This window comes from Brevibacterium renqingii (assembly GCF_017808105.1).
In the GTDB taxonomy this organism is placed as follows: Bacteria; Actinomycetota; Actinomycetes; order Actinomycetales; family Brevibacteriaceae; genus Brevibacterium; species Brevibacterium renqingii.
Map to the genome: position 1 here is coordinate 214,551 of NZ_JADBHF010000003.1, position 16,376 is coordinate 230,926.

14 protein-coding genes are annotated in these 16,376 nt (G+C 67.8%); 3 read left to right on the top strand and 11 right to left on the bottom strand.

What is annotated here, in order from left to right:
• The first annotated feature begins 54 nt into the window (after window positions 1-54).
• Window positions 55-627, top strand: coding sequence for a peptide deformylase (gene def, locus IHE57_RS04980; RefSeq protein ID WP_209323381.1), 573 nt, complete (start codon window positions 55-57; stop codon window positions 625-627).
• A 61-nt stretch (window positions 628-688) separates the two neighbouring features.
• Here the strand turns inward: def and IHE57_RS04985 are convergent, their stop codons facing one another.
• From IHE57_RS04985 to IHE57_RS05030, 10 genes are all read right to left on the bottom strand, one after another.
• A complete protein-coding gene (locus tag IHE57_RS04985; protein ID WP_366933856.1) occupies window positions 689-1,723 on the bottom strand; it encodes a hypothetical protein in 1,035 nt (344 codons plus the stop codon).
• 192 nt (window positions 1,724-1,915) lie between these two features.
• Window positions 1,916-3,397, bottom strand: coding sequence for an Asp-tRNA(Asn)/Glu-tRNA(Gln) amidotransferase subunit GatB (gene gatB / locus IHE57_RS04990; RefSeq protein WP_209323382.1), 1,482 nt, complete (start codon window positions 3,395-3,397; stop codon window positions 1,916-1,918).
• A complete protein-coding gene (gene gatA / locus IHE57_RS04995; protein WP_209323383.1) occupies window positions 3,394-4,896 on the bottom strand; it encodes an Asp-tRNA(Asn)/Glu-tRNA(Gln) amidotransferase subunit GatA in 1,503 nt (500 codons plus the stop codon). Before gatA ends, gatB begins: the two co-directional genes overlap by 4 nt.
• Before the next feature lies 1 nt (window position 4,897).
• A complete protein-coding gene (gene gatC / locus IHE57_RS05000) occupies window positions 4,898-5,203 on the bottom strand; it encodes an Asp-tRNA(Asn)/Glu-tRNA(Gln) amidotransferase subunit GatC (RefSeq protein ID WP_209323384.1) in 306 nt (101 codons plus the stop codon).
• Between the two features lie 122 nt (window positions 5,204-5,325).
• A complete protein-coding gene (locus IHE57_RS05005; protein ID WP_209323385.1) occupies window positions 5,326-5,724 on the bottom strand; it encodes a hypothetical protein in 399 nt (132 codons plus the stop codon).
• A 127-nt stretch (window positions 5,725-5,851) separates the two neighbouring features.
• Window positions 5,852-8,020: an NAD-dependent DNA ligase LigA gene (ligA, locus tag IHE57_RS05010; RefSeq protein ID WP_209323386.1), complete on the bottom strand. Its 2,169-nt coding sequence runs from the start codon at window positions 8,018-8,020 to the stop codon at window positions 5,852-5,854.
• The gene (locus tag IHE57_RS05015) at window positions 8,017-9,141 is read right to left on the bottom strand and encodes a uroporphyrinogen decarboxylase/cobalamine-independent methonine synthase family protein (RefSeq protein WP_253719910.1); all 1,125 of its coding nucleotides are present in this window, start codon (window positions 9,139-9,141) and stop codon (window positions 8,017-8,019) included. Before IHE57_RS05015 ends, ligA begins: the two co-directional genes overlap by 4 nt.
• Complete coding sequence (locus IHE57_RS05020) at window positions 9,134-11,158, bottom strand: S9 family peptidase (RefSeq protein ID WP_209371286.1); 2,025 nt, start codon at window positions 11,156-11,158, stop codon at window positions 9,134-9,136. Before IHE57_RS05020 ends, IHE57_RS05015 begins: the two co-directional genes overlap by 8 nt.
• Window positions 11,159-11,202: 44 nt before the next feature.
• Window positions 11,203-12,423 carry a tRNA 2-thiouridine(34) synthase MnmA gene (gene mnmA, locus IHE57_RS05025; protein ID WP_209323389.1) on the bottom strand — a complete coding sequence of 407 codons (1,221 nt, stop codon included), beginning with the start codon at window positions 12,421-12,423 and terminating at the stop codon, window positions 11,203-11,205.
• Window positions 12,420-13,631: a cysteine desulfurase family protein gene (locus IHE57_RS05030; protein WP_209371288.1), complete on the bottom strand. Its 1,212-nt coding sequence runs from the start codon at window positions 13,629-13,631 to the stop codon at window positions 12,420-12,422. The genes mnmA and IHE57_RS05030 overlap by 4 nt, the downstream gene beginning before the upstream one ends.
• A gap of 113 nt (window positions 13,632-13,744) precedes the next feature.
• Here IHE57_RS05030 and IHE57_RS05035 point away from each other — a divergent pair, with 113 nt between their 5' ends.
• Both IHE57_RS05035 and IHE57_RS05040 read left to right on the top strand, forming a co-directional pair.
• Window positions 13,745-14,095 (top strand): hypothetical protein, encoded by a 351-nt coding sequence (locus tag IHE57_RS05035; protein WP_209323391.1) that lies wholly within the window; start codon window positions 13,745-13,747, stop codon window positions 14,093-14,095.
• Between the two features lie 89 nt (window positions 14,096-14,184).
• The gene (locus tag IHE57_RS05040) at window positions 14,185-14,577 is read left to right on the top strand and encodes a hypothetical protein (RefSeq protein WP_209324089.1); all 393 of its coding nucleotides are present in this window, start codon (window positions 14,185-14,187) and stop codon (window positions 14,575-14,577) included.
• Window positions 14,578-14,603: 26 nt separating this feature from the next.
• Here the strand turns inward: IHE57_RS05040 and IHE57_RS05045 are convergent, their stop codons facing one another.
• Complete coding sequence (locus IHE57_RS05045) at window positions 14,604-16,328, bottom strand: hypothetical protein (RefSeq protein WP_343071753.1); 1,725 nt, start codon at window positions 16,326-16,328, stop codon at window positions 14,604-14,606.
• Between the last annotated feature and the right edge of the window lie 48 nt (window positions 16,329-16,376).

Below are 16,376 nucleotides of genomic sequence, written 5' to 3' on the forward strand. Positions count from 1 at the left end.
ACAGCGGCGTCGCGGGCGACGAAGGGCTGAGAGGACACCGATACGATTGTCCTCATGGCTATTCATCCCATCGTCGTCTACGGCGAGCCCGTTCTGCACCGACGCGCGGAGAAGATCACCGAGTTCGACGAGAAGCTCGCAGATCTCATCGCGGACATGCACGAGACTCTCGACGCCAGCAACGGCGTCGGCCTGGCCGCCCCGCAGATCGGCGTCGGCAAGGCCATCTTCGTCTTCAACGCCGATGACGACTATGGTGTGCGCCGTCGCGGCACCTTCGTCAATCCCGTCCTCATCGCCTCGAAGGTCCCCGACACCCGGCCGGACCCGGACGAGGAGACCGAGGGCTGCCTCTCGGTGCCGAGCCTCGATTTCCCGCTCAAGCGCGCCGAGCGTGTCACCGTCAACGGCGTCGACGAGAAGGGCCGGCCCGTGACGCTGAGCACTCAGGGCTGGTTCGCCCGCATCATGCAGCACGAGTACGACCACCTGCAGGGGACCCTCTACGTCGACCGGCTCGACAGGCGCTGGTCGAAGAAGTGGAAGAGGGCGCAGGCCGCCCATGGCTATGACCAGCCGGGCCGATCATGGATGCCGGGGGTCGATCCCGACCCGTTCGGGCACTGAGCCGCCGGCCCCTCGGCTGCCACTCGGTGCGCGGAAGTCGACCCCTCGGCTGCCGTGCTCTCTAGTTCTCCAGTTCGTCCACGGATCTCTGCGCCGCCGCCAGGCGGGTGTCGAAATCGTCGAAGTCATCGGCCGTCTGTTCGAGTTCGGCGACGAGTCCGGTGATGATCGACGACTGCGATTCCGCGTCGATGCGCAGCTCCCGGAACTGCCAGTCGGCCGAATCGTCGGCGGCGGTGCGGGAGAGCACGTCGAGCACCCGGTCGCCGAGTTCGCGTGAGCGTTCGGAGTTGTGCAGCAGCATGAGCTGCTGGTCGAGCTCGGTCAGCCGCTCGTAGTATTCGTGCATCGACTCGACCCGGCGGGCCATCGAGGAGAACGCGACGGCGAGTTTGGACAGATACGTTTCGACCGATTTCGCGGTGCCCGAGTCGCGGATGCCCTCGATCTCCTCCCGCAGTCCGACGAGCTCCTGCAGACGCACGCCGATGGAGGCGACGGCATGATCGAGATCGACACGGGAGACGTGGTCTCTGAGGATCGGGTGGGTCCATGCACGGGTGCGCACGATCTTGCGCGCGATCATCACCGCCAGGTGGAACAGGCGCTGCTCATCGGTGTCGCGTCCCTCTCCGCGGCCGGGAATGTATCCGAGGCCAGCCGGCGTGATCCAGCGGGCGCCGGAGACCTTGCGTCGGTTCCTCCGACTCAGTCGCTTCGGATCACGCAGATATCTGGGACCGGTCACGGCGGCGAAGATCCCGGTGCCCAGGGCCGTGGCCGCGCCCATGCCGCCGAAGGTCAGCGCGGCGTCGCCGAATCCCGAGAGCAGCGCCAGCCCCCCGGGTGCGACGAAGCCGGCGGTCGCGGCAGTTCCCGCCGCGGTGCCGCCCTTGAACAGGACGCTCGAGCGGAAGAAGTTCCGACTCATCCCGCCAGTGAGCATGATCGCGCTCGGCGCTCCTGCCGTATAGCGGTATCCACGTGCGTTCCAAGCACGGATGACGTGCTCGTTGACGCTCTCGGGAACGAGGACTCGATAGATCGGGGCCGTCTTCCCGCACTCGCTTCTCCACAGAGACTTCCACTCAGACACCGCTTCACCTCCACGCGTGTGGCGCACGCTCACGGTTCGGTCGCAGCCGACCGTGGTCGTCGGAGAATGCGAACAGCCACACCCTCCGCTGTGCTCGGGAGCCGGGCGGCTCCCTTTGCTCGCACAGTCTAGAGGGTGTGGCTGGATCAATCCTGAGTTGCGCTCAGCTGCGGATCAGGACCGAGTCGGTGCTCAGACTCCGATCTTGGCCAGGATGAGCTCCTTGGCCTTGCCGGCGTCGGCCTGGCCGCGGGTGGCCTTCATGATCGGCCCCATGAGCGCGCCGATGGCCTGCATCTTTCCGCCCTTGATCTTCTCGACCACGTCAGGGTTGGCCGCGATGGCCTCTTCGACGGCGGCCTCGAGCGCTCCGGTGTCCTCGACGATCTCGAGGCCGCGGGCGTCCATCACCTCGGCGGGCTCGCCCTCACCGGCCACGACCCCGGACAGGACCTCCTTGGCCAGTTTGTCGTTGAGCTTGCCCTGCCCGATGAGATCGACGAGCCCTGCGACCTGGGCAGGGGTGACGATCTCAGTGGGATGCCTGTCCTCCTGGTTGGCCAGGCGGGCGACCTCACCGGTCCACCATTTCCGTGCCGCGGAGGGCTTCGCTCCGGCGGTGACGGTGTCCTCGATGGCCTCGAGGAGACCGGCGTTGACGATATCGCGCATCTCGAGGTCGGAGAACTTCCACTCCGCGAGCAGCCGCCTGCGTTTCTGCGCCGGCAGCTCGGGCAGAGTCTCCCGCAGCCGGTCCACCCATTCGCGGCTGGGCTGCAGCGGGACGAGGTCCGGTTCCGGGAAGTAGCGGTAGTCATCGGCATCGGACTTAGGTCGTCCCGAGGAGGTCTCCCCCGACTCCTCATGGAAGTGCCGTGTCTCCTGCACGATCTTCTCCCCTGCCTCGAGGAGGGTCGCCTGGCGGGCGATCTCGAAACGCACGGCGCGTTCGATCGAGCGGAAGGAGTTGACGTTCTTCGTCTCCGTACGGGTTCCCAGAGGGGCGTCCGGGCTCTCGCGCAGAGACACATTGACGTCGGCGCGGACGTTGCCCTGCTCCATGCGCGCTTCGGATACGTCGAGGGCGCGGAAGATGTCGCGCAGCGTCCGGACGTATGCGGCGGCCACCTCGGCGGCGCGTTCCCCGGTTCCGGTGATCGGGTGGGTGACGATCTCGACCAATGGCACACCCGCGCGGTTGTAGTCGACCAGGGAGTGGTCGGCGCCGTGGATACGTCCGGTCGCTCCGCCGACGTGGGTGTTCTTGCCGGCGTCCTCCTCCATGTGCGCCCGCTCGACGGGAACGGTGACGAGAGTGCCGTCGCTGAGTTCGACCTCGACCTGGCCCTCGGCCGCGATGGGCTCATCGGACTGGCTGGTCTGGAAGTCCTTGGGCACGTCCGGATAGAAGTAGTTCTTGCGGGCGAAGCGGCAGGTCTCGGCGATCTCACAGCCCAGTGCCAGGCCGATCTTGATCGCATACTCCACGCCCTTCTCGTTCACCACGGGCAGGGAGCCGGGCAGGCCGAGCGAGGTTGGGGTGATGTTCGTGTTCGGTCCCCCGCCGAAGGTGTTGGGGGCGGCATCGAACATCTTGGTCGCGGTGCCGAGCTCGACGTGGACCTCGATGCCGATGACCGGATCGTACTTCTTGATCGCGTCTTCGTATTTCACTTGGCTTCCAGTCCTTCCGCAAGGGTGTCGAGCACGCGGCCGCCGGCCGATTCCAGTGCGGCCTCGAGCGGTCCGGCCACCTCGTAGAGTCTGACGTCCTCGCGGGCCGGAGCGAGGATCTGGAATCCGACGGGCAGTCCCTCGGACAGTCCTGCCGGCAGCGACAGGCCGGGGATGCCAGCGAGGTTCGCCGGGATCGTGGCCACGTCGCCCAAGTAGAGCGCCATCGGATCGGCGGCCGCCTCGGCGCCGAACTCCAATGCGGTCGTCGGCGCCGTCGGCGACACGAGGACGTCGCAGGAGGCGAAGGCCTCGGCGAAGTCGTTCTGGACGAGCGTGCGGATCTTCTGCGCCGAACCGTAATAGGCGTCGTAGTACCCGGCCGAGAGCGCATAGGTGCCGAGGATGATGCGGCGCTTGACCTCGTCGCCGAAACCGGCGGCACGCGTGGCCGACATGACCGTTTCGGCGGTGACGGGGCCGGTTTCGGGTTCGACGCGCAGCCCGTAGCGCATGCCGTCGTAGCGGGCCAGGTTCGAGGACACCTCGGAGGGCATGATGAGGTAGTAGGCGTCGAGAGCGTAGGAGATGGCGGGGCAGTCGACCTCGACGATCTCGGCGCCGGCGGCAGCGGCGACCTCGAGTGCGGCGGAGAACGCATCGCGGACCCCGTCCTGGTACCCCTCACCGCGCAGCTGCTTGATGACGCCGAGCTTCTTGCCCTTGAGTTCGCCGGTCCGGGCGGCGTCGAGGAATCCGGGCACCTCGTCGGGCAGCGAGGTCGAGTCGAGCGGATCGTGTCCGGCGAGCAGTTCGTGCAGGGCCGCCGCATCCGCGACGGAGCGGCCCATCGGACCGACCTGGTCGAGGCTGGAGGCCATGGCGATGATGCCGAAGCGCGAGATCGAACCGTAGGTGGGCTTGACGCCGACGGTGCCGGTGAACGCTGCGGGCTGGCGGACGGACCCGCCCGTGTCGGTGCCCACGGACAGCGGAGCCTGGAATCCGGCGAGCGCGGCGGCAGCGCCGCCGGAGGACCCGCCGGGGACGTGGTCGAGGTTCCACGGGTTGCGGGTGTTGCCGAAGGCCGAATGCTCGGTCGTCGATCCCATCGCGAACTCGTCGAGGTTGGTCTTGCCGAGCACCGGCAGGCCGGCGGCCCTGATCTTGCTGTGCACGGTCGATTCGTAGGGCGGGACCCAGTTCTCGAGCATCTTCGAGCCCGCGGTGGTGCGCACGCCCTCGGTGACGACGAGGTCCTTGAGCGCCACCGGCACACCGGCGAGCGCATGGACGTCCTCACCGGCGCTGCGCTTGGCGTCGACGGCCTTCGCCGTGTCCAGGGCCAGCTCGTCGGTGACGGTGATGAAGGAGTTGAAGTCGTCCTCGGTGGCCGCGATGCGGTCGAGGTGGGCCTGTGTGACCTCGACCGAAGAGAACTCGCCGGAGGCCAGTCCTGCGGCGAGTTCGAGGGCACTGGAGTTCGTCAGTTCGGGCATCTCATTCCTCCCCGAGGATCTGCGGGACGAGGAACTTGTCATCGGCGGCGGCCGGGGCCGCGGCCAGAGCCTGCTCGCTGCTCAGCGTCGGGCCCACGACATCGGGGCGCATGACGTTCGTCAAGGGGATGGGGTGGCTGGTTGCGGGCACATCGTCACCGGCCACTTCATTGACCCTGGCGACGTTTCCCAAAATTGTGGTCAGATCACCGGCGAGCGATTTCAGCTCGTCCTCGCTCATGGCGATCCGAGACAGTGAAGCCAGATGCTCCACCTGTTCGGGGGTGATTGCGGAGGACTCCGTCATTCCCTGCCTTTCATCGACGTTAACACTGACACCCCAGTCTAATCTCTTCGGCGGACCGCCCGAGGCGGGTGCGGTGTGAGCTTCGCCGAGGCAGGGCTCGGGAACGGATGGATCAGGGCACGTCAGGCGACCGAGCGCTCGGGCCAGGTGCGTTCGCCTCGGATGTAGCTCGAGATGTCGCTGAGGACGCGCTCGGCATCGGTCTGCGAGAACTCTCCCGCGTCGACGCCGACCTGCAGGTCTCGGGCGAGTGCGCTCACTCGTGTTTCGGCATCGGTGGCCGTCTCGGCCACGAGGGCCGCCGCCTCTTCGAGGCTCCCGCTCGCCTCGGCTGCGGCATCGGCGAGGACCCCGCCCGCGGCCATCGGCTGGCCGGTCGTCGTCTGGGACGAGACCCGCTTCGTCGGCTGCTGACCCGGATTGATCAGCTGGTCGGCGACGCCTGCGGTGACGGGAGCGGCGGCCAGGACGGCGGCGAGGACGACGGCAGTGCCGGCGATCAGCCGGGAGATCGATGTCATGTCCCCCACTTTCCCAGCCGAAGCTGTCCTTCCACTTGGCTCCGGCTGTGATCAGTCTCCACGTCCGACCACGAATCAGTGCGAGCAGCTCCGACCGGGATGCGGCTCGGGCGAGGGCTCGGGCGACTCAGTCGAGGCTGCCGGTGTCCAGCAAGGTCCGGAACCGGTCCTCGTCGAGCACGGGCACGCCGAGCGATTCCGCTTTGTCCAACTTCGATCCGGCGTTCTCCCCTGCGACGACGTAGTCGGTCTTCTTCGACACCGAGCTCGCGGCCTTGCCTCCGGCCGACAGGATCGCCTCCTTGATGCCGTCGCGGGTGAAGGTGCTCAGCGAGCCGGTGGCCACGATCGTCAGCCCCTCGAGAGTCTGAGCCGCGGACTCGACCTCTTCGTCCTCCATGCGCACCCCGGCTGCCTTCCACGCCTCGACGATCTCGACATGCCAGTCGACGTCGAACCAGTCGCGGATGCTCGCAGCGATCGTCGGACCGATGCCTTCGACCGCGGAGAGCTCGTCGAGCTCGGCGGCTCGGATGGCGTCGAGTGTGCGGAACTTCGTCGCCAGGGTCCGCGCGGCGGTGGGGCCGACGTGGCGGATCGACAGGGCCACGAGAACGCGCCAGAGGTCCTGGTCCTTGGCCTTGTCGAGTTCGTCGAAGAGCTTGTTCGTGTTCGCACTCGGCGCGCTCGGCTTCTTCGCTGTCCCGCGTGTGAAGAAGTAGGGCACGAGCTCCCGCTCTCCGGTTTCGACGCCCTTGTCCTTCTTGTTCCGCCAGATCTTCACATCCTTCAGATCCTCGGGTGTGAGGTCGAAGAGGAAGGCCTCGGACGTCAAGGGCGGTGTCTCAGGTTCGGCCGGGGCCGTCAGTGCCAGTGCGGCCTCCTCGCCGAGGGCTTCGATGTCGAATGCGGCGCGGGAGGCGAGGTAGAAGATGCGGTTGGCCAGCTGGGCCGGGCAGGACCGAGAGTTCGGGCAGCGCAGGTCCTTGTCCCCCTCCTTCTGCTGCCCGAGCTTCGTTCCGCACGAGGGGCAGTGCGTGGGCATGACGAATTCGTGCTCGCTGCCGTCTCTTTGAGCCACGACGGGTCCGAGCACCTCGGGGATGACGTCTCCGGCCTTGCGCAGGGTGACGGTGTCGCCGATGAGCACGCCCTTGCGTCGGACTTCGTGCCCGTTGTGCAGGGTGGCGCGCTCGACGGTCGATCCGGCCACGGTCACCGGCTCCATCACCGCGAACGGGGTGACCCGTCCGGTCCGGCCGACCTGCACCTGGATGTCGAGGAGTTTCGTCGTGACCTCTTCGGGCGGGTATTTGAAGGCCGTCGCCCACCTCGGCGCGCGTGAGGTGTAGCCGAGAGTCTCCTGCACGGCGATGTCGTCGATCTTGATGACGATGCCGTCGATCTCGTGGGTGACGTCGTGACGGTGCTCGCCGTAGTAGGAGACGAAGTCCTCGATCTCGTCGATCGTCTCGAGCACCTTGAAGTAGTCGCTGATGGGCAGCCCCCAGGACCGGAACTGCTCGTAGACCTCGGACTGCTGGGCCGGTTCCGGATGCGAATCATCGGCCGGGGCCCACACGGCGATGCCGTGGACGAGCATGTGCAGGGGCCGGCGCGCGGTGACGGCCGGATCCTTCTGCCGCAGCGATCCGGCCGCGGAGTTGCGCGGGTTGGCGAAGGGGGACTTGCCCTCCGCCACGAGGGCGGCGTTGAGTTCGCCGAACTCCTCCACGGGGAAGAAGACCTCGCCGCGGATCTCGACCTCGGCGGGCGGGTAGTCGGTGTCGAGCTTGTCGGGAACGTCGTCGATGGTGCGCACGTTCGCAGTGATGTCTTCGCCGATGCGTCCATCGCCGCGTGTGGCCGCACGGACGAGTTCGCCGTCCCGGTAGAGCAGGTTGACGGCGAGCCCGTCGATCTTGAGCTCGCAGAGGAACTTCGACTTCGCCGAGGTGGCCGTGCGCACCCGCTCGTACCAGGCCCTCAGCTCCTCGAAGTCGAAGACGTTGTCGAGGCTGTACATCGGACCGATGTGCTCGACCGGGTCGAAGGTCGAGGTGTCGACGATGCCGCCGACGGTCTGCGTCGGTGAGGAGTCCGTGACGAGTTCCGGGTAGCTGGCCTCGAGGTCTTCGAGACGGTGGACGAGTTCGTCGTACTCGGCGTCGGAGACGAGCAGGGAGTCCTGGTAGTACGCGGCTCGGTACTCCTCGATCTTCTGAGTCAGCTGGGCGTGGGCCTGGGCGCGTTCGGCCGCATCCGACAGATCCGCGTTCTCCGGTGTCGCAGTCATTCGATCTCCTCAAGGGCGCGCCGCAGACCCGCGGCGATGGTCATGGTTCCCCGATTGTCGTCCGGGTCGGTCTCGTTCGCCACCCCCAGCAGCGGTGGGTGAGTCATCGGCAGTTCGGGTCCGGCGACGATGCCGAAACCGCGCAGATCGCTCGCCCTCATGCCGATGCGCGTCCACGGGGTGCGGAGGCGCTCGACCCAATGGCTGACCGCGTCCGGGCGGCGGCCGGAACCGGCGGGCAGGTGGAGCCAGATCCCGAGGTCCGCCTCAGCGAGGACGGCCAGCTGCTCCCAGCTGTGGGCGTTCAGTCCGTCCACGGGCACGGACACGGAACGCGCTCCGGTGCTTCGGAGCGCCTCGGCGGCTGCGATCTCCTTGCCGCGCCGGTGCACGGGTGCGAGGTTCGGCAGGCTGAGCACGGTCGGCGGCAGGTGGCGCAGGGTGGAGTCGAGGGCGGCCCAGACCTGGGTCTCGCTGATCGCCGGCAGGCTCTGCCATCCGGACACTGACGGCCAGGTGCCGGTGAGGACCGGGTCCAGGCGGGACTCGACGAGGCGGACGGTCGGCTGCATGCCCAGGGCGGCGATCTTCTCGGTGAACGCGGCGATGCCGAAGGCATAGGCCTGGACGACATCGCGACGGGCTCCGTGGTCGCCCAGCACTCGCGCCCCGGAGCTCAGACTCAGGGCGGTCACCAGCGTCCACGGTCCCGGCAGAGAGAGCTGGACCTGGCCGGGACGCGATCGGCCGTATTCGGCGATCGCGTCGAAGGCCTCCCCCAGCGCCGAGTCCTCGAGTCGTTCGTCCTTGCCCGCCGAGGCGGTCAGCCGCCAGCCGAAGGAGGTGAGGTCGACATGCAGGTCCGTGATCAGGCCGGCGGCCCGACCGATGGCGTCGGCGCCCCACCGGCCCTCGGCAAGATGGGCTGTCAGCGGCACCGGCGGCAGTTCCTCGGCGAGGATGTCGAAGGCGGCCGCGGCCGCTTCGCGGACCGGGCTCGTCGCGATGTAGCCGTCACGCCGGTCGCGGGCTGCGGGCAGCCAGATGCCGGTCGTCGTGGCGGCCGGGAGCACAGTGGTCGGAGGCCCCTCGGTCGGGACGGGCTCGCCTGGCTCAGCCATGGCGGCCGCCGCGCGGGATTCCGAAGACGTCGACATAGAATCCGAACTCGCTTTCCAGGGAATCAATGATGGTCTCGGCGCGGACGAACCCGTGGGATTCGCCCTTGTACAGTCGGTAAATGTACTCCACTCCGGCCAGCTCCAGTGCATCGACGAATTCCTGGGCCTGTGAGGGCGGGACGATCGGGTCGCGGTCTCCCTGCATGACGGCGACGGGCACGCTGATCTCGCTGACTCTTCGCAGCGGCGACCTGCGAGTGTATTCGTCGAGGGCTTCGGGCAGCGGTCCGACGAGGCCGTCGATGTAGTGGGATTCGAAGTCGTGGGTGTCGACGACGAAACGCAGGAGGTCGGTGACGCCGAAGTACGAGGTGCCGCAGGCGAAGACGTCCGTCGAGGCCAGGGCCGAGAGCACAGTCCACCCGCCCGAGGAGGATCCGGAGATCGCGATGCGCTTCGGGTCGGCCAGCCCAGCGGCGATGAGCCCCTCGACGGCGGCCACGGTGTCCTCGACGTCGACGATTCCCCACTGCCCGCGCAGACGGTCGCGCCAGGCTCGGCCGAAGCCCGTCGAACCGCCGTAGTTGACTTCGAGGACGCCGATCCCCTGGGAGGTGAAGAAGCTCGTCCGCGCCGACATCTCCGGCGTCGCCTGTCCCGTGGGTCCGCCGTGGATCGAGACCACATAGGGCGGCAGTTCGCTCTCGACAGGGGCGAAGCGGGGATTGTGCGGTGGGTGGATGACTACCGGGACTCCCCCAAGTTCGCCCACACGGGGACGGGAGTACCAGCCCTGATGGGTGTCGAGCCGCTCTCCGGCGATCTCGGTGAATTGCCCGGTGGCGCGGTCGACGGCATAGAGGATGCCGGTTCTCGTCGTCGATCTGGCCGTCATAAGCAGGTGGGCGCGGCCGAGGTCGAGGAGTTCGATCGTGCCGAACGTCTCCCCCGGCGGAGCGACCGTCGCCCAGGTGCCGTCAGTGAGCCGACAGCGCACCAGTGCGGCCGTCGCCGCCTGGGCGTGCGCCCAGACCTCGTCACCGTCGTGCAGGTGCCACTTGGCGCCGAGCTGCCACAGAGCAGCGCCGATCTCCATGCCGGTGTCGAGGACGGGGCGCAGCTGTTCGATCCCCATCTCCGTGGTCGCCGGAGCATGGGAGGCGTCCGTGACGATGGGACTCGCGGCCACAGGAGCGAAGTCGAGGCTGTAGAGCGTCCAGTGTCCCCGGTGGTCGGAGATGAGGCGGAGCGAGGAATCCGAGGTGAATTCCGGCTGCAGGAGTGAGACTCCCCCGTCCGCCGGTGTCGGCAGGCTCGGCGGGGCGTGCAGAGGCCGTTCGACGGCGTCGCCGATGAGCACTGCTGCGGCGGGTGTGGCAGGCGTGCGCACATCGATCAGCCACAGGTTCGTGCCGTCCCAGGGCATGTTCGGGTGTTCCCAGCCGATGTACGCCAGGGTGCTGCCATCGGGTGAGAGTCGCGGCCAGGCCATGAAGTGAGAGTGCGTGGACAGCACGTTCGTGGTTCCGTGCTTGGTCAGCAGGACGATGGCGCGTTCGCGCCGGGTGGACCGGCAGTCCTCACGCACGCAGAGCAGCCCCCAGGGGGTCATGTGCAGGTCCCCGTAGCGGATCCTCCCCGAGGTGTCCGGGGTCAGGGCGTGCGGCGCCCGGCCGGGAATGATCTGCCATACCCGCTGGTCGGCGGCGTTGACGAAGTAGATGACCTCGCTGCCGGGATCCAGCGCCCAAGCCGCTCCCCCGTATTCGTGGACGGCGGAGCGGATGTTGAAGCCGGCCGGCAGGATCTGCTCGCGGGCTCCGGGGCGCGACAGCGAGGTGCGGACGAGCCCGGTGCGGGCCTTCTCGGCGGGGATCTTCGTCGAGTAGAAGATCTCGTCCCCGCGGAAGGCCGCGTCGAAGATCGGCGTGGCACCGGCGGCCACCTCGACGGCGCTGAGAGGTGACGTCCAGGTTCCATAAGGTGCCGTGACGACATCTTGGGGAGATTCCTTCATGTCCTCAGCGTATCGTCATGCCCTGCCGCCCGGCCGGGGCCGGCTCAGGAGCCGAGGCGGGCCGCGACGCGCTGCGGGCCGACGTGGTCCTTCGCCGTGGAGTCGATGGTGGCCTGGCCGAGCACGCGGGTGCCGCGGTAGATGACCATGGTCTGCCCGGGCGCCACGCCCGAGAGCTCTTCGTCGACGTCGACGTGCATGAGCTGTCCGGCAGGGCGGGCAGCGGGCACCTCGACCTCGTCGACGACGGGATTCGCTTCGTGCTCGGGCACCTCGGCGACGAACTCGCCGAGCCAGGCACGGGCCGGAACCGGGTCGGAATGGGCGCGGATCTGGACTTCGCAGTCGATCGCGGATTCCGGACTCCGTCCCATGTCCGCCGGTGCCGAACCTGCCCAGGAGGTGCGGATGCCGGTCAGATGCGATACGGCGAGATCGGCGCGCGAACCGACGGTGACCGTGTTCGCGGCCGGGTCGAGGCCGGTGACGAAGCGCGGCTTTCCATCGGGAGCGGGCTTCTCGATGCCCAGGCCCTTGCGCTGTCCGATCGTAAAGGTCATCGCACCGTCGTGCTCGCCGAGCACCTCGCCTTCGGCGTCCTTGATCAGGCCCGGCCGCATGGGGATCTTGTCGGCCAGCCAGGCCTTCGTGTCCCCGTCGGGGATGAAGCAGATGTCATAGGAGTCGGGCTTGTTCGCCACGGAGAAGCCGCGCTCGGACGCCTCGGCGCGCACTTCGGCCTTCGAAGCGGTGGCACCGATCGGGAAGTAGCAGTGTTCGAGCTGGTCGGAGGTGAGCACGCCGAGGACATAGGACTGGTCCTTGGCCAGATCCTCACCGCGGTGGAGCTCGGGCTTCCCATCGTCATCACGCAGCACCTCGGCATAGTGGCCGGTGGCGATGGCGTCGAAGCCCAGGGCCAGCGCCCGGTCGAGGAGGGCGGCGAACTTGATGCGCTCGTTGCAGCGCATGCAGGGGTTCGGGGTCCGCCCGGCCGCGTATTCGGCGATGAAGTCGTCGACGATGTCTTCCTTGAACCTCTCGGAGAAGTCCCAGACGTAGAAGGGGATGTCGAGCATCCCGGCCACCCGATGGGCGTCGCGGGAGTCTTCGATCGTGCAGCAGCCGCGCGAGCCCGTGCGCAGGGTGCCGGGCATGCGGGACAGGGCCAGGTGGACGCCGACGACTTCGTGGCCGGCATCGACGGCGCGCGCCGCGGCCACGGACGAGTCGACTCCGCCGGACATGGCGACGAGTACTCTCATGATGCTCCTTGCATCCATCGGGGTGTTGCCGAGACCATCCCGGCTCGGCGTGCCTGTTCGACGACCTCGGGCAGGGCCGCGAGCAGGGCATCGACATCGTTCTCGGTGGTGTCGTGACCGAGGCTGAAGCGTTGGGCGGACCGGGCAGCGTCCTCGTCCATCCCGCAGGCCAGAAGCACGTGCGAGGGGCGGGAGACTCCCGCCGAGCAGGCCGAACCCGTCGAGGTGGCCAGGCCGCGGGCGTCGAGACCGAACAGCAGCGAGTCCCCCTCGCAGCCGGGGAACGTGAAGTGGGCGTTGGCCGGCAGGCGGCCCTGACCGCGCGGGCCGGAGAGGACGGCTCCGTCGACGTCGGATTCGATGCCGGCGATGAGGCGGTCGCGCAGACCTGACAGCCGTGCCGCTCGTGTTTCGAGATCACGTGTGACCAGGTCGACAGCTGCCGCGAAGGCCACGGCTCCGGCGACGTCGAGGGTGCCCGAGCGCACTCCGCGCTCCTGCCCCCCGCCGTGGAGGATGGGCGTCGGAGCGGCAGAACGGTCGAGCAGGAGAGCACCGATGCCGACGGGACCGCCGATCTTGTGCGCGGTGATCGTCATGGCGGTGGCCCGGAACTCGGCGAAGTCCAGTGGGATCTGTCCGAGTGCCTGCACCGCGTCGATGTGGAAGGGCACGCCGAGTTCGGCCGCCGCCTGACCGATCTCGCGGATCGGCTGCAGAGTGCCGATCTCGTTGTTCGCGGCCATGACGCTCACGAGTGCTGTGCGTTCGGGCTCCCGGCGCAGCTCGGCCAGGCACGACTCGAGGTCGAGGCGTCCGGAGGAGTCGACGTCGAGGTAGACGATCTCGGCTCCGAAGTCGGCCAGCCACTCCACGGAGTCGAGGACGGCATGGTGTTCGATCGTCGTCGTCAGCACGCGGGGCCGCAGCGGGGCGTCGAAGGAACCGCTGTTGCGTGAGAGGTAGAGGCCCTTGAGCGCGAAGTTGTCCGCCTCGGTGCCTCCGGACGTGAAGATGACCTCCGACGAGGTGGCCGCACCGACCGCTCGGGCGATGTCCTCGCGGGCCTCTTCGATGCGCATCCGAGCGGCCTGTCCGACCGCATGCAGAGCCGAGGGATTGGCCCGGCGGGCCAGCTCCCTGGTGTACACGTCAAGCACCTCGGCGGGCATCGGCGAGGTGGCTGCGTGGTCGAGATAGATGGGCACCCTGCAATTTTAGGGGGTGAGCCCGGCTTCGGCCAGGATCGTGCGGCATCTCACCCGCCGGGTACGTCCGCGGAACTGCGGCCTCGCCTCCGATGGCGACTAAACTGGGGCGCGTGTTCACCGTTTTCACCATCGTCCTCTACGCCGTCACCGGCGTCCTGACCGTGTGGTCGATCGTCGAGACCATCCGCAACAGACCAGCAGGAAAGGCGCTGCTGGCAGCCGCCGCGCTGCTCCTGCTGCTGCTCATCGTGCAGCTCGTGCTCTCGATCGCGACCTTCGGATCCGCCCATGACGTCGATCCCCTGCTCTACTTCGGCTACGTGATCACCGCGATCCTCGTCATCGGCCTGGCCGGCTTCTGGGCGTTCGCCGAACTCAGTCGGTGGGGGCCGGGGGTGCTCGCCGCGGCGGGACTGACGGTGGTCGTGATGATCGAGAGATTGGACCAGATTTGGCAGTGAAGAGACGCAGCAGATTCGGCGGGGCCGGCGCGGCCTCGGCGAACGATGCCCATGCAGAGGAGACCCGGACGAGCACCCCGTATTCGGCGATGCACACCGGTCCCGGCCGGGCGCTGACCGCCGTCTACGGTGTCTTCGCGCTCTCGGCCACGGCACGGGCGGGCTATCAGCTCATCCGCGAATTCGATGTCGCCCCGATCGCCTATTCACTGTCGGCGCTGGCCGCGGTCATCTACATTCTCGCAACGATCTGCCTGGTCATCGGCAACCGCGTCGCACACCGGATCGCCCTGACCGCCTGCGGTATCGAGTTCCTCGGCGTCATCGTCGTCGGCATCCTCAGCCACACCCACCCCGAGGACTTCGCAAAGCCTTCGGTGTGGTCGAACTTCGGCAGCGGCTACGGGTTCATCCCCCTCGTCCTGCCGCTCATCGGCCTCTGGTGGCTGGTCCACGTGGGCCGCCGGGCGGCGAAGGGCTGACGTTCCTGCCGGACCCGGCCTCTCGCTCATTCCACGCGCGAGGACAGAACGTTCCAGTCTGTGGCCACAGCCGTGAGCGATTCCCCGGTCTTCATCAGCACATAGGGGTGCGCGGTGTCGACCTTCACGGTGTCGCCGTCCTTGTCATTGGTCTTCACGGCTTCGACGGTGTCACCGAGATCGAGGGCATAGTCGGTGGGGACCTTGATCGTCAGCGTGCAGCGGACCTCGCCCATGCCGATCGCACCGTTCTCCGTGCTCAGCGTCATGTCCTGGAAAGCGAGATCGTCATAGGGCTTGCAGTCGACATCGACCTTGTCGAAGCCGGAGTCCTTGTCCCGCAGCCCGTCGAGGTAGCCGCGGAATCCCTTGAACCCGCCTTCCTTGAGTCCTTCGGGCGACCCCGACTTCGCCTTGCCGTCCACGAGGTAGGAGGCCACCTCGTCGGCCGAGGAATCCATCTCCTCGTCGAATGATTCAGGCCCCCGCTCGACTGCGCCGCGGTCATCGGCCATGAGTCTGGGCATCTGATCGGTGGGGATGTAGGAGGACGAGCGCACGAGCGGATCGCTCGAGGCCGATTCCCGCGTCACGAGCATCACCTGGGTCAGCTGCTTGTCGCCGTCGGTGGATTTCTTGTCCGCGGTGCCGAAGGCGTAGAACCACATCGGGTACTCGGTGAAGCTCGGGCTGCCGGCGACGACCTCGGTGAAGTTCGGCGCCCGCAGCTTCTGCTTGGCTTTGTCCGCGATCTGGACCTGGGCGCGAGTGCGCTCGATGAGCGGCGCGGCCTGGATCTTGTCGAGGTCGGCCCCCTCGTCCCCGAGCGTCTTGTCGAGTGCCTCGGTGTAGTTCGTCATGAACTCCCCGGCTTCGCCCGGCCGCAGCGCGGTGCGTTCGTACGGGGTGGTGTCCGGCTGGCTGGGTTTGGCGATCGGCATGCTCGTGCAGCCGCTGAGCACGAGCCCCGTGCCCAGAGTCGCGGCCGTGACGGCGCGCAGTGAGCGACGATTGCGCAGGTCCCGTCGCCGAGGCGGCACCGGGGTGGTCGAACCCGGCTCGACCGTCGAGATCGGCTGGGTCTCCGGACCGGCCTGGTCGGCAGCCGCAGCGCGGTCCGTGCGGTCGGTCGGTGTCTGCTGGTCTTCACCCTGCGAACCGCCGCTGCCGCCACCGGTGTTCCCGGTGCCGGTGCGGTCGACGTCCTTCCTGGGCGGCCGGATGCGCGACTGCCACCAGCGCATGAAGAAGAACACACAGAATCCGGCGAGGATGATGCCCAGGGCCACGCCGAGCAGGCTGAGTCCGAGCACACCGTTGACGCGCATCTTCAGACTCACCGTCGTTCCTTCGAGATCGTCATCGGCGTTCGCTGGGGCGATGACGAGCACCTGCGGTTCCGCGTCGAGGTCGAAGGTCTTGGCCACCGACTTCCCCGCATCCTGGCTGATCCACCAATCGCGTTCGGCGATGGCCGCCTCCGGCTTCGACTGTCCGGGGAGGAAGCGATGCTCGGCTTCCTTCGGGAAGGAGACATCGCTGATCTGCTCCTGCGCCACCCCGTCGAGGTAGCTGTCGGCGTCGACGCCGTTGGCGGTGCCGATGAAGAGCTCCGTGCCCTTCGAGTTCTTCGCCGTCACGGTCACGCTCGAACCCGAATAGGGCACGATCGCCTCGTCGAGGACGACAGCATAGGCGCCGTCGTCGACCTTGAACCCGGGAGTCTCGGTGATCTCGTCGGTGCCGACCACAGAGAGCGCGGAGATGACCAGTCCGGCGAGCGTGAGAGCGGCTACGCC

Coding starts and splice junctions, on each gene's coding strand:
- def (WP_209323381.1), top strand. CDS start 55: ATGGCTATTCATCCCATCGTCGTCTACGGCGAGCCCGTTCTGCACCGA.
- gatA (WP_209323383.1), bottom strand. CDS start 4,896: ATGCCCGAACTGACGAACTCCAGTGCCCTCGAACTCGCCGCAGGACTG.
- gatC (WP_209323384.1), bottom strand. CDS start 5,203: ATGACGGAGTCCTCCGCAATCACCCCCGAACAGGTGGAGCATCTGGCT.
- IHE57_RS05005 (WP_209323385.1), bottom strand. CDS start 5,724: ATGACATCGATCTCCCGGCTGATCGCCGGCACTGCCGTCGTCCTCGCC.
- ligA (WP_209323386.1), bottom strand. CDS start 8,020: ATGACTGCGACACCGGAGAACGCGGATCTGTCGGATGCGGCCGAACGC.
- IHE57_RS05015 (WP_253719910.1), bottom strand. CDS start 9,141: ATGGCTGAGCCAGGCGAGCCCGTCCCGACCGAGGGGCCTCCGACCACT.
- IHE57_RS05020 (WP_209371286.1), bottom strand. CDS start 11,158: ATGAAGGAATCTCCCCAAGATGTCGTCACGGCACCTTATGGAACCTGG.
- mnmA (WP_209323389.1), bottom strand. CDS start 12,423: ATGAGAGTACTCGTCGCCATGTCCGGCGGAGTCGACTCGTCCGTGGCC.
- IHE57_RS05040 (WP_209324089.1), top strand. CDS start 14,185: ATGCACACCGGTCCCGGCCGGGCGCTGACCGCCGTCTACGGTGTCTTC.